This window comes from Spirosoma sp. (assembly GCF_026391055.1).
Taxonomy (GTDB): Bacteria; Bacteroidota; Bacteroidia; order Cytophagales; family Spirosomataceae; genus Spirosoma.
In genome coordinates this window covers 107614-120769 of record NZ_JAPLET010000020.1, presented here as the reverse complement: position 1 = coordinate 120769, position 13156 = coordinate 107614, and the positions used below count along the sequence as shown (strand labels likewise).

Annotated in this window: 11 protein-coding genes; 5 read left to right on the top strand and 6 right to left on the bottom strand. The window is 47.3% G+C overall.

Annotated elements, in window-relative coordinates; translation table 11 throughout:
• Positions 1-155 precede the first annotated feature (155 nt).
• Positions 156-1847: a fatty acid--CoA ligase gene (locus NT073_RS13375; RefSeq protein ID WP_297374131.1), complete on the top strand. Its 1692-nt coding sequence runs from the start codon at positions 156-158 to the stop codon at positions 1845-1847.
• Between the two features lie 42 nt (positions 1848-1889).
• On the top strand, positions 1890-2381 hold the full coding sequence (locus NT073_RS13370; RefSeq protein ID WP_297374128.1) for a metallophosphoesterase family protein: 492 nt from the start codon (positions 1890-1892) through the stop codon (positions 2379-2381).
• Between the two features lie 49 nt (positions 2382-2430).
• On the opposite strand, the gene ftsH is transcribed toward NT073_RS13370, so the two are convergent.
• Entirely contained in the window at positions 2431-4461 is a 2031-nt protein-coding gene (gene ftsH, locus NT073_RS13365; protein ID WP_012927540.1) for an ATP-dependent zinc metalloprotease FtsH, read from the bottom strand.
• Positions 4462-4606: 145 nt separating this feature from the next.
• Positions 4607-5002, bottom strand: coding sequence for a ribosome silencing factor (rsfS, locus tag NT073_RS13360; RefSeq protein ID WP_012927541.1), 396 nt, complete (start codon positions 5000-5002; stop codon positions 4607-4609).
• Positions 5003-5117: 115 nt separating this feature from the next.
• On the opposite strand from rsfS, the gene NT073_RS13355 reads away from it, so the two are divergent.
• Positions 5118-5894, top strand: a complete 777-nt coding sequence (locus NT073_RS13355; protein ID WP_297374119.1) for a biotin--[acetyl-CoA-carboxylase] ligase — start codon at positions 5118-5120, stop codon at positions 5892-5894.
• A 61-nt stretch (positions 5895-5955) separates the two neighbouring features.
• Here the strand turns inward: NT073_RS13355 and pafA are convergent, their stop codons facing one another.
• Positions 5956-7644 (bottom strand): alkaline phosphatase PafA, encoded by a 1689-nt coding sequence (pafA, locus tag NT073_RS13350; RefSeq protein ID WP_297374116.1) that lies wholly within the window; start codon positions 7642-7644, stop codon positions 5956-5958.
• A 201-nt stretch (positions 7645-7845) separates the two neighbouring features.
• On the opposite strand from pafA, the gene NT073_RS13345 reads away from it, so the two are divergent.
• Entirely contained in the window at positions 7846-8667 is an 822-nt protein-coding gene (locus NT073_RS13345) for a sterol desaturase family protein (protein ID WP_297374112.1), read from the top strand.
• 72 nt (positions 8668-8739) lie between these two features.
• On the opposite strand, the gene NT073_RS13340 is transcribed toward NT073_RS13345, so the two are convergent.
• Positions 8740-9714, bottom strand: coding sequence for a polyprenyl synthetase family protein (locus tag NT073_RS13340; RefSeq protein ID WP_297374109.1), 975 nt, complete (start codon positions 9712-9714; stop codon positions 8740-8742).
• 243 nt (positions 9715-9957) lie between these two features.
• Between NT073_RS13340 and NT073_RS13335 the strand changes: the two genes are divergently transcribed.
• The gene (locus NT073_RS13335; protein WP_297374107.1) at positions 9958-10953 is read left to right on the top strand and encodes a patatin-like phospholipase family protein; all 996 of its coding nucleotides are present in this window, start codon (positions 9958-9960) and stop codon (positions 10951-10953) included.
• On the opposite strand, the gene NT073_RS13330 is transcribed toward NT073_RS13335, so the two are convergent.
• Both NT073_RS13330 and NT073_RS13325 read right to left on the bottom strand, forming a co-directional pair.
• The gene (locus NT073_RS13330; protein ID WP_297374104.1) at positions 10954-12213 is read right to left on the bottom strand and encodes a hypothetical protein; all 1260 of its coding nucleotides are present in this window, start codon (positions 12211-12213) and stop codon (positions 10954-10956) included.
• A 15-nt stretch (positions 12214-12228) separates the two neighbouring features.
• Entirely contained in the window at positions 12229-13098 is an 870-nt protein-coding gene (locus NT073_RS13325) for a glycerophosphodiester phosphodiesterase family protein (protein WP_297374101.1), read from the bottom strand.
• Positions 13099-13156: the final 58 nt, after the last annotated feature.

The window sequence follows — 13156 nt, the reverse complement described above, 5'->3', positions numbered from 1 at the left end:
CTTCAACCAGCTGATCTGTTAGATTAGCTGGTTTTTTATGCATCGAATACAGTGAACCCTTAGCTTACAGTCCTTTTAGGCTACACCATTTTTTCTTTCAATTATTCAATTCTACCTTCGACTTATCCATTTGTTAAATAATATAATTAGGCATTATGATTCAGACAAAGCTTATCCCCCGCACTACCGAAGCTCACGAGCCCCCTTTACTCATAAAAAACCTGCTCGCACAGTCACTTAGATATGAACCCCAGCGCGAAATAGTCTACCGGAATCTTTTCCGAATGAATTACACCCGATTTAATCAACGTGTCAGGCAACTCGCCAACGTTCTGATTGATTTAGAGGTGAAACCGGGCGACACAGTAGCTGTCCTGGACTGGGATAGCCACCGATATCTTGAATGTTTTCTGGGCGTTACCAGTGCTGGCGCCATACTGCACACGATAAACATCCGGCTGTCACCGTCGCAGATTCTGTATACAATGAATCACGCTCAGGACAAAGTCGTTTTCATCCATGAGGATTTCCTTCCGATCCTGGCTGCGATAAAACCTCAACTAACCACCGTTGAAACGTATGTTCTACTAAGTGATAAAGTATACACCGGTACCTCGGGGACTAAATCACTTGCTGAATTACCGGAAGGCTTTTCGGGCGAATACGAAGCCCTGCTCAAAGGGGCTTCGGACCAGTACGAATTTCCAGACTTCGACGAGAATACCTGGGCAACCACCTTCTATACAACTGGGACGACAGGCAATCCAAAAGGTGTTTATTTTTCACACCGACAATTGTTCATGCATACGATGGGCCTTCTGACATATATCATCGGTTATGAAGCCATGCCATTTAAAGGCTCTACGGATGTTTATATGCCCATCACACCCATGTTTCACGTACATGCCTGGGGATTTCCTTTTCTGGCAACGATGATGTCAGCAAAGCAGGTTTACCCCGGCCGGTATGAACCGGAAGTGCTGCTTAACCTGCTTATCACCGAAGGCGTGACCCTGTCCCATTGTGTGCCTACCATCCTGAATATGCTGGTGAGTAGCCCGGCCGCGCCAAAATTTAAACAGAACCTTAGCCGGTGGAAAGTGCTTATTGGTGGCTCGGCTCTTACAAAAGGACTTGCCAAAGCAGCAACAGAGTTGGGCATTACGGTCATGTCGGGCTACGGCATGTCAGAAACAGCTCCGGTTATGGCAGTCGGTTATTTAAATGAGCAGGAAAAACAACTATTACCGGAAGAGCAGATTGAGCTACGGACTCGTGCCGGGCGGATATCGCCATTTATTGAGATGCGGCTGATGGATGACGACGGCAATTTCGTTCTACATGACGGCCATTCACTAGGTGAAATTGTAGCCCGTGGCCCCTGGCTTACCCAAGGCTATTACGAAGACCCCGAACGAAGTGCTGATCTGTGGAAAGGCGGCTGGCTTCATACAGGCGATGTCGCCAGTATCACGCCCGACTATTGGGTAGTTATTGCTGATCGTACCAAAGACGTGATTAAGACCGGGGGTGAATGGGTATCTTCGCTGGATATGGAAGATGTTCTCTCGCAGATCGAGGGGGTAGCCGAATCGGCCGTTATTGGCTTGCCGGACGACCGCTGGGGTGAGCGTCCACATGCGATTATCGTGCAGAAACCAGGTTACACCCTACAGGCCGAAGGGATAAAAGCAGGTTTACTGGCCAAAGTGGAACGGGGCGAACTTCACAAATGGTATGTTCCCGACCGTATACTTTTTGTTACAGAAATCCCTAAAACCAGCGTTGGTAAAATTGACAAAAAGAAGATACGCAGTGAGATGAAAGAGCTAATTTTGGGAAAATAAGTTAGTACCCTCCTACGGATTTACTAACGCACTACTTGTTAAATGACTCGCATAGGACTATTATCCGACACCCATAGCTATCTGGACCCGCAGGTTTTCACTCATTTTGAAGCTTGCGATGAAATATGGCATGCCGGTGATGTTGGAAACATGGAGGTCGCCGATGCCTTAAAACGCTTTCGCCCTTTACGAATTGTATGTGGTAATATTGACAACGAATCAATTGAGTTACCCTTGAACCAACGTTTTACGCTGGAAGGGCTCGACATTTGGATGACACACATTGGCGGAACTCCCCCCAGTTATAATCCAACCACTCGCCCACAACTCAAGGCAAATCGACCCGATATTTTTATTTGTGGCCATTCGCATATTCTTAAAGTTGTTCGCGATCCAGCCATAAATAATTTATTATTTATGAATCCTGGCGCAGCTGGCAAAACGGGTTTTCACAAAATGCGCACCATTTTACGCTTTTCGCTCGACGCCGGTCGTATTCTGGACATGCAGGTTATTGAGCTGGGTAAAAAGTAAAAAAGGTCTCGTGCAAACACGAGACCTTTTTTACTTTTCTTTACTTATATTAAATCGGAAGCGATTCTGGTTCCGTTTCGGCAGGTTTTGACTCCTTGCCGATCTCTTCCTTCACTTCTTCAGCTACTCCTTTGTTCTTGTAGGCCTGATAAACCGTTTCACGCTCAAATGGACGCTTACCGATCAGACGAACCAAGTCGTTTTGGTAAAGAATCTCTTTTTCAAGTAACTCTTTAGCCAGAATTTCCAGAGCATCGCGGTGTTCAGTCAACAGGTTTTTCGTACGCTCGTAAGCTAGGCTGACAATCTTACGAACTTCATCATCAATGTGCTTGGCTGTTTCTTCTGAATAAGGCTTATTGAAGTTATAATCCGACTGTTTGGAATCATAGAAAGATACGTTACCAATTTTGTCGTTCATACCATACATCGTCACCATACTGTAAGCCAGTTTGGTAATTCGCTCCAGATCACTCAGCGCACCGGTAGATACTTTACCAAAGATCAAATCTTCGGAAGCACGGCCACCCAACGCCATACACATCTCGTCCATAAGCTGCTCAGTACGATACAAGTACTGTTCACGGGGCAAATATTGAGCATATCCCAGAGCGGCTACACCACGCGGTACTATCGTCACTTTCACGAGGGGGTCGGCATGTTCAAGATACCATCCTGCCACTGCGTGACCAGCTTCATGATAAGCTACGATCTCTTTTTCCTCCGGAGATATGATCTTATTCTTCTTTTCCAAACCGCCAATCACACGATCCATTGCGTCCTGGAAGTCTTTCATGTCAACGGCTTCTTTATCACTGCGAGCAGCAATAAGCGCAGCCTCATTACAAACGTTGGCAATCTCTGCACCCGCAAAGCCAGGGGTTTGAGCCGCTAACTCTTTAGGATCAACATCAGCAGCCAGTTTAATCGGCTTCAGGTGAACCCGGAAGATAGCTTCACGACCAATAATATCCGGCTTGTCGATGCTGATTTGACGGTCAAAACGGCCAGGACGCTGCAAAGCGGAGTCCAGTACATCAGGGCGGTTGGTTGCAGCCAGGATAATGATACCCGAATCGGTGGCAAAACCATCCATTTCTACAAGTAATGAGTTTAGGGTGTTTTCCCGCTCATCATTTGCACCGGGCATAGAACCACGACCACGTGAACGACCTACCGCATCAATCTCATCAATAAAGATGATACAGGGTGCTTTCTCTTTAGCCTGCTTAAACAGGTCACGCACCCGTGCCGCACCCACACCAACGAACATCTCAACGAAGTCGGAACCCGACAGGGAGAAGAAGGGAACACCCGCTTCACCGGCTACGGCTTTTGCCAACAGAGTTTTACCTGTACCCGGAGGGCCTATCAGCAAAGCACCTTTGGGGATTTTCGCACCCAGCTTCGTGAATTTGGTTGGGTTTTTCAGGTAATCAACGATTTCTTTAATCTCCTCCTTCGCTTCGTCAAGGCCAGCAACGTCGTTGAACGTGATCTTTACCTTGTTGTCAGCGTCGAACAGAGCAGCCTTAGATTTTCCAATGTTGAAAATCTGCCCACCGGGTCCACCGGCTCCTGACATACGTCCGAGCAGGAAATACATGGCCAGTATCATCACGATCAGGAAACCCCAAGTACTGATGATGCTACCGAAGTCACTTCTGGTCTCGAACTTAAGGTCGATTTTTTCGTTGTCGGGTTGCCCTTGCTGGAGTTGGTCCAAATCCTTTTTGAACGTTTCGCCAGAGGCAATCTGAAACTGAAAATGTGGCCCCTGATTGTTTCCAAAATAGGGCTTATCGGCAAATCGATTCTTGTATCTGGGACTCTGAGCGGCTTGTTGCGTAAGCGTCACTTCGGCGATCTTGTCATTAACGACAATAGCCTCGGCAACCTCATGATCTTTGACCATACGCTCAAACTGCTTTTGCGAAATTTCCTGGGTAGCCGAACTTCTGTTAAAGAACGTAATGCCAAGGATAGCGGCAATCAGCAACGCAACAATCCAGCCTTGGAAATTGGGTTTACGTGGCCCACCACGGGGTACTAACGGATTTCTATTATTATTTTCTGCCATTTCCTCAGGTTGTACTAACGGATTACATGGGTAACACCGTTTTGCGGTTGATTGTTTCTATCGCGAAACGGTTAGGACAGACGGTTCGTCAGCCCCATAAACGGGCCGTTTAAATGGTATGTTTAAACGGCCCGGCAAATTTTCTCTAGGAGGCAACTGCCAAATCGTTGTCTGCTATCAAACTGATTTCTGCATCGCCCCAAAGCTGTTCAAGGTCATAAAACGAGCGTCTGTCTTTCTTGAACACGTGAGCAACTACATCCACATAATCAAGCAAAATCCACTCCCGATTCAGCTTTCCTTCCCTATGCCACGGATCTTGCTTACTGGCCTTATAAACTTCTTCTTCAATGGAGGTCGAAATAGCGTCAATCTGTGTGTCGGAGTTTCCTGAGCAGAGGACAAAGTAATCGCAGATTGCGTTTTTTACTTTTCGCAAGTCCATCACAACAATATCCTGTGCTTTTTTCTCCTGCATTCCCCGAACTACGAAATCACGTATCTGCTCGGCTGTAAACTCACTATTTTTGTTAATTCTCATGCTTTCGGTTTAACATTGCACGATAAGCCAGTTAGCGGGTACATAATCAATATTAGGGTGTTGAGTTCCCCGGCACCATACATTGGCTCTCTATACTACTAAATTATATATTATTTTGTACAAAATCCATCCCAAAACGCTTTTTGTTGGGCAAATTATCCAATACCTGCCAAGCTGTCAGTCAACTAACGACGAAGCTTCCGTTTTGATTGCACAAATCGACCCGAATGAAGGACTAGTTGTCATAACTGACAATCAAACCGCTGGCCGGGGGCAGCGGGGTAATCAGTGGGAAGCCAAAGCAGGTGAAAATCTAACCTTTTCCTTGATTTTGAAACCCGGATTTTTGATGGCTACCGAGCAATTTTGGTTGAACATAGCCATTTCCTTAGGCATATACGATGCGCTCCAACCTCTTGTCGGACCCTTACTCCGCATCAAATGGCCAAACGACATTTACGTCGGCAATCAGAAATTAGGAGGAATATTGATAGAAAATACGCTGCATGGCTATAGTATTGCCTGGTCGGTAGTTGGTATAGGTCTTAATGTAAATCAGATTGACTTCGGCTACTCGACCGCCACTTCCTTGCAGGCATTGGCCCCTTTACCCAATACCTACGATCTGCCAGGACTACTTAGCAGGCTTTGTGAGACTCTGGAACAACGTTATCTGCAATTGTTGGCGGGCCAGCGCGACACACTAAAGATCAACTACCTGCAAATACTTTATCGCTTTCAGGAAGAACACCGCTTTGAAAGCGAAGGACAATCGTTTAGAGGCACTATTACCGGGATAGACCCCTACGGCCGACTCGCTATTCAGGTCAACGGCCAGATTCGTTATTTCGCCTTTAAAGAAGTAAGTTTTGATGTAGAAGGTAAAAGTTAGGAGTGAGGAGTTGCTGACGCCAGCAGTATTCGTGCGTCAGCAACTCCTCACTTCCAACTCCTCACTTAATCGCTTCTTCTACGGGGTTACCGATACAGCCGCTTGGCTCCAGCAGACCGAGTAGAGCGGTGATGGTTGGAGCAATGTCATGGATATGTGTCCGGCGAAGCGTTTGCCCCGGTCGAACGCCCCATCCGTAAAGCAGAAATGGTACGTGCGTATCGTAGGCATAGGTTGTGCCGTGGGTTGTCCCTTTATTACGTCCTTCAAGCCAACCGGGTTGCTGCATGACATAAAAATCACCGCTACGGTTAGGATGATACACATTCCGGAACAGGTTTTCCTGTAATGCGGGCAATGCCTCTGCGCCGAGGTTATGAAGATTGACAACGTTAACCACCGCTTTTTGCTTGAGTAACACCGAGCGAAGCAGTGCGTAAACATCCTGCATAGCGACCTTCTTCTCCGTCAGCAACGCATGGTTGAGATAAATCTGCTGATTCATGTACGAAAGTACCCATTGCCCGGGTCCATATGCCTTTTCGAGAGTAGACTTTACCACTTCACCAATCTCACCGTAGCCCCGTACACCAGCCGGAATCCGATACTGTTGCAAAAAACCGGGTGCATCGACAACACCATGGTCGGCCGATAAAAACGCTACCCACTGCCCTTTACCAACGCTCGCATCCAGTTGATTGAATAAATCAGCCAACTGGCGGTCCAGCCGAATGTATTGATCTTCGGTTTCAATAGCATGTGTACCAAACGCGTGGCCAATATAATCGGGCGATGAAAAACTCACGCATAACATATCGGTTACATCGCCTTGCCCTAGTTTCTCCTCTTTAAGGGCTGCCAGTGCAAACTCTTTCGTGATTTCATCCCCGTAAGGGCTTGTGCGCAGGGGTTCATATTTGCTACCACCCGCCTGAATGGCAAACGCATGTGGAAAAACAGACTTCGTCTCACCGGCTAATACAGTCTCGTAAGGTTCATCGTCCTGCGTGCTTTCTGTATACTGGTTTAGGGGCAGTGTCGTTTCCCACGTCTGGCTAAGATACTTATCAGACAGTTTTCGGGCATTGAAAGCCTGTACCCACTGCGGTAACTCATTCTGATAAAATGTACTGCTGATGAAATTGCCATCTTTGGAGTCGTACCAGTAAGCCGCATTGGCCGCATGACCAGCGGGTAAAATAGCGCCCCGGTCTTTTAAAGCAATTCCAATAACTTTAGCCCGACCATCGGTGGCTAGTTTCAGTTGGTCGCCGATGGTGGTAACGAGCAAGTTGCGGGGCGACATTTTACCCGCTGTACCCGTATTTCCAACAGTCTTAACGGTTGTATCTTCTGCGCAATACAGCAAACGGCCAATGTTTCGCTCGTAAAAATCATTCCCAACAATACCGTTCAATGCAGGAGCCGAACCTGTATAAATAGCGGCATGACCAGGACCGGTATAAGTCGCGGCATAATGATAATGGTTGTTTCGGGCGTTGAACCCACCGTCCATCATTCGGCGAAAACCACCAGCGCTGAACTTGTTGTAATAGCGGTATAAGTAATCATACCGCATTTGATCGACAACGATTCCAACTACAAGTTTGGGTTTTGCCAGCCGTTTACCCGGCACAGGCTGTTGAGCAGACGTAACAGATTTCGCGGTACCCGGAAACGTTTTCTTAGGTTGTGCCAAGGTCGTGATAGAGACCATTGACACCAGAAAGACAGGGATAATCAGGCGCATAAGCCGTTTTTATAAAATAATTGAAAGACTTCGGCAAATGTACAAACAAATTGTTCGGTCAACGAAGGGACTAAATTAAGGGACAGTAAACTCATTTTAATGAAACCTTATAGGCTTATAACTCGTATTGGTTATCAGTTAGTCAGGCACTAACACGCTTTGCCGGTTAGATTAATCGGACAAATACGTTTTTTGTACTCTATGATTTACTTAACAAGTCCAGCTACGGTAGGGCTGACGGCTTTACTTTTTTTTATCGCTATTTTTGGACGCTACGTTCTTTTTTCGTTGGGTTTTTGGTGGCTGTTCAACGTTTCCCTAAAAGAGCAATTTGCTCACCGGGCAGTTCAGACGCGTCCCCGGAAAGCTGGGCAAGATTGGCGCGAAATAGGCTGGTCGGTTGTTACATCGCTGATTTTTACGGGTATTGCAATTGGGGTCATCTACGCCTACCAGCTTGGCTATACCCGGATTTATACCGATATACATGCCTATCCCCTACTGTGGTATCCGGCCAGTATCTTGTTGGTCCTCTTCATTCATGAGACGTACTACTATTGGCTCCACCGGTGGATGCACCGACCGGGCATTTATAAATTGGTACATAAAACTCACCACGACAGCATTACAACCTCACCCTGGACCGCTTTTTCCTTTCATCCAACCGAAAGCACCTTACAAGCAATCGTCATTCCGGCTCTCACGTTTATTTTACCGCTGCACCTATCGGCAGTAGGGCTTATTTTGATGATCATGACCCTATCAAGTGCCATAAATCACCTGAATACAGAAATTTATCCGCAGGATTTTAATCGGCATTGGCTGGGCCGGTGGCTCATTGGAGCAACCCACCATAGTCTTCACCACACCCAGTTCAGGTTTAACTACGGCCTTTATTTTACCTTCTGGGACAAATGGATGAACACCGAAAGCCCAGACTATCATCGCTTGTTTGGGGAGAAGAGTAAGAAAGTAGTGGGAAGTGAGAAAGTATCAGTATTAGGAGCGAAGAGTGAAGAGTGAAGAGTTGCTGGCACGTGCATACTGCTGGCGTCAGCAACTCCTCACTCCCAACTCCTACATACTAACACTGGCTTACTTACTCCGATCAATTGTGTACTGTACCAGCTTGTGAAGGGAGGAGCGATAGGTAGAATCGGGAAAATCATTTAATAGTGCCTGAGCCTGAGCAACGTAGTCGTTCATTGCCCCGGTGGCGTACTCGATACCACCGGATTTTTTCACAAAGTCGATTACCTCATTAACTTTTTTCGGCTTCTCGCTTTCGTTCTTGATGATATTGATGATTCGGCGTTTTTCCAGATAACCCGCACTGTTTAGGGCATAGATAAGGGGCAGGGTCATCTTTTTCTCTTTGATGTCAATACCCAGCGGCTTCCCCACTTCAGCCGTACCATAATCGAACAGGTCGTCTTTGATCTGAAATGCAATGCCAACTTTCTCGCCGAAAGCATGGGCCTTCTCAACAATTTCAGGGCTGATACCAGCCGACCTTGCACCTACGGCGCAACAGGCGGCAATAAGCGAAGCCGTCTTCTGCCGAATGATCTCGTAGTATATATCTTCCGTTATGTCGAGCCGACGGGCTTTGTAGAGCTGCAATAACTCACCTTCGCTCAGCTCCCGCACGGCAGTGGACACTATTCGAAGCAGGTCGAAGTCGTTGTTATCGACCGATAGCAACAGCCCGCGCGACAGCAGATAGTCGCCCACTAACACAGCTACTTTGTTTTTCCAGAGTGCATTGATGGAGAAAAAACCCCGGCGATAGTTCGACTCATCAACCACGTCGTCATGAACAAGCGTGGCGGTATGGAGTAACTCAATTAACGACGCTCCACGATAAGTAGCTTCTGTGATGGAACCGCACACACCGGCCATCAGGAACACAAACATTGGACGCAATTGCTTGCCTTTCCGCTTCACGATGTAATTCATGATTTGGTCAAGCAGCATGACGTCGCTTTTCATTTGCCCTTTAAACTTCTGCTCAAATAAGTCCATTTCAGCAGCAATCGGGGCTTGTATCTCGGCGACGGTAATAGCCATGAAGAAGTTATCAGTCAATAGTCGTAGTCAATAAGCAGGAAGCGCAGGCTATTGCCTATAATAATGACTCTCGACTAAATTTCCAGCAAGTATAGTAAGGAAAGTGCAGACGCCGAAAAAGCGTTTTAGAAAACAGGGCGTCGGTTTCATAACTATCCGTGTGTCAATTCGTTTTGATTATTAGTTGAAAAACATCAACTTTCCACACTTCTGATGTTATAACGTTACCTGCTATAGGTGTATATGATTGATAACCCTACCCCGCCCCTTCCCCATCCGGCGTCTATTTCTACCACGCCCCAGTCGTCCATGCGAGCCCTCGTCCTGGGCGGGGGGTCACTTAAAGGAGCATTTCAGGTAGGGGCCGTAATGGCTCTTTTTGAGTCAGGTTTTGTTCCTGATCAGCTTTATGGTATTTCGGTGGGCAGTCTGAACGCTACTTTTATTGCCCACGAAGCCGCACGTCAGCAAGCGGCAACCGGACGTGTTGACTGGGAAAAAGTTGGTAAGTTTTTAATTGAATTCTGGATTCGGAACATCACCAAACCCGACGATGTAGCAGTTATTCGTTCACGCTTCCGGATGGGCTATGATACGGTTATGAGCCGTTTTGATGGCTTATTGGATAATTCTCCAATTCAAAATCTGATTCGAAATACCATAGACGTCGAAGCGCTTAAAACGGGGCCGGTGAAACTTAAAGTTGGGGCTGTCGATATTATCGAAGGCGACATGTGCTATGCCGATGCCCATGACCCTCATTTCCTGGATTATGTATACGCCAGCAGTTCGCTACCCTTCCTGATGCCAGCTGTGCAAATTGGGGGCGACCACCGGCGGGCCTTTCTGGATGGTGGGTTACGGGAAGTAGCGCCCCTACGGGTAGCCATTGAGGATGGAGCTACAGAAATTGCCTGTGTTGCATGTCATGCAAAGAAAATCTACAACGAAAAGTTCAACTACCGTAACCTGCTGAACCTCATGGACAGGGTTAAAGACATTACGGTTAATCAGTTGGTAAACAATGATATTGCCTGGGCCGAGCGTTTTGCCAGCCGGGAACACCTCCACGGGCGGGAACTGGACCTGACAATCATTCGCCCAACCGAACCGCTTTCCCTTAATCTGATGAAGTTTACCTCCGACGACATTGGCCGAATGATCGTACAAGGCTATCAGGCCGGAACAGACATGCTGAAGATAAACAGGAAAAAAGGGGGGTCGACGGTGCTGCCTTAATTAAGATTTCGATTTATACGGGCCATAAATTGCCTTCACGGTATAAATTTCGTCATTGTCATCCAGTACAATAACCCGGTATGATTTTCCACCGGGTTCAACCCGTATGATAACATGTCCTGACTGACTTTTCAATCGCGGCAACAAATCATGTATAGCCGTTTTTGCTTCTGGAAGCAGGTTTATGGCGAACACATCCCGCTCATCGGAATAAATTTCTTCAGAGAAAAGGCGCCCGAGTACATCGGGCGCCGGATGAGACGATGCCCAGGCTGGGATCACAAAAACGCGGGGTTGCAAACTTGCCAGCAGTGCCCCATTTTCAGAGTCAGCATATCCGTGGTGATCAAGCAGTTGCACATCAACTCGCCCAAGGACGCTAGCTAACGGTGTTTCAACATCGTGCCAGGCAGGTGCCCCAAACTGAAGAACGCCCTGAATGTCTCCACCTGAAAAGTAAGTAAACTTGCCATACCGAAGCTGAAATGCAATGCTACACATATTCTCATTTGGATACTCGGTCGACTTCAGCGTGTTCAGGTCAGGGAATAGCAATCGTATTTTGTCTCCGTCACCCGTCCACACGGCTCCGTTAACCATCAGGTTTCTAATAGCCACCGGATACTTCCTGTTCAGTTCCGGTTGTTTAACAAACGTAATCTGATTCGTTAATCCGGCGGCAAATCGCTCGGCAATCAGACCTTTGTGCTTAACCTGCCAATTAAGAAACCGACGGTAGTTGATGACCATTGAATCAGCGTCAAATGGACGAGGATAACTGTAATCCGGCCAGCCCCGGTCCAGTACTTTACGAATAGGAATGTATTCGCCTACCTCAGTAATGCCCGTTAACACGTACCCGCCTTTCCCACGTTTTGTCACGTGTGCCGGTGTCCCCATATGGTCATCATGAAAATGCGTGATGATGGCATAATCAAGGACAGGGTTAGCCTGAAAACGCAGCACATTCCGTACATAACGCGCAATCCATTCGCCAGCCTGACGGTCATTGCCGGGCTTCACTGGAATGTTTCTGGGCATATTCGTTCGCCAGTCGTGGGAATTTATAGCACCCGCATCGACCAAAAGTGTTGTTCCGTCAGGCAGCACAATGAATGTAGCATTACCCTGACCGGTATTGATATGATGAATATCGAGCTGACCGATATGCCAGACGGGCAGTGGTTTTCCTATCCATTGTGCCTGTGTTGAAAATCCTACAAAAAGAATCAGGTAAACTGACAGTCGGGCGAACTGCATACAGTGGTTAATGAATTAAAATAAAATGGATACGTCAATCGGTCGGTCGGTGGTAATAATGTCGCCACCTTGCCGGAATACTTCCCGATAGCCGCCAGCCGCTTCCGTCATCGGTTTTTCATCCAATTGTGTGGCACCATATGTACCAACAGAAGCAAGAACCCCGAGTTTGTGAAGCCTTTCGTAGAACGAAACAGGCTGAAGTTTCTGAGGAGTCAGCGCAATCAATCGTCGGTCGGACGCAAGTTGACTTGTTTCGAGCCGGTCCAAATCAGCCGCGCTATTTACGCCTACAGCCAGCCAAAGCGTTGGATATTGGGCCCGAACGCGCTGTGCTTCGGCCATTGAGTAACAGATAACGAAAACCGAATGCACGGCCCGGTGCTTTTCTACTTCCTTCATCACCCTAAGCGGGTCTGTTCCAGGTTTTACATCCAAGGCCAGCATATACCTATTACTGTTCCAGTTCAGTACATCTGTAAATGTTGGTATAGACTGTTCTGTCAGCGCTCCAGACATCGTTTTGAGTTTGACGTTAGCTAGTTCAGTCGAGGTTCGTTCTGCAACGGCCCCTTTTGCGTCCGATTCGCGATCTAATGTGGCGTCGTGAAGCAGTACAAAACTGCTGTCTGCGGTCATGCGCACATCCATCTCTATGATGGCGTCGGGAAGTTTTTGCGCCGTTTTGGCAAATGTCACAATAGAATTTTCCGTATCGGATGGACCGGGCCCGCCCCGATGCGCCAGAACAAGCGGGTGTTTACGAACGCTTTTTAACGAAAAAAACGAATCGACCGTCTGGCTGTTTTGAAATCGGTTCAATCGTTGTGCCATTGCTCCGTTTATTACGAAGAGAAGCACGAGTACAAGTAGTTTGGTTTTCATGACGTTAATGAATGTAAAGAAAAATCCCCCGTCACAGTACCTGTGCGGGGGATTTTTC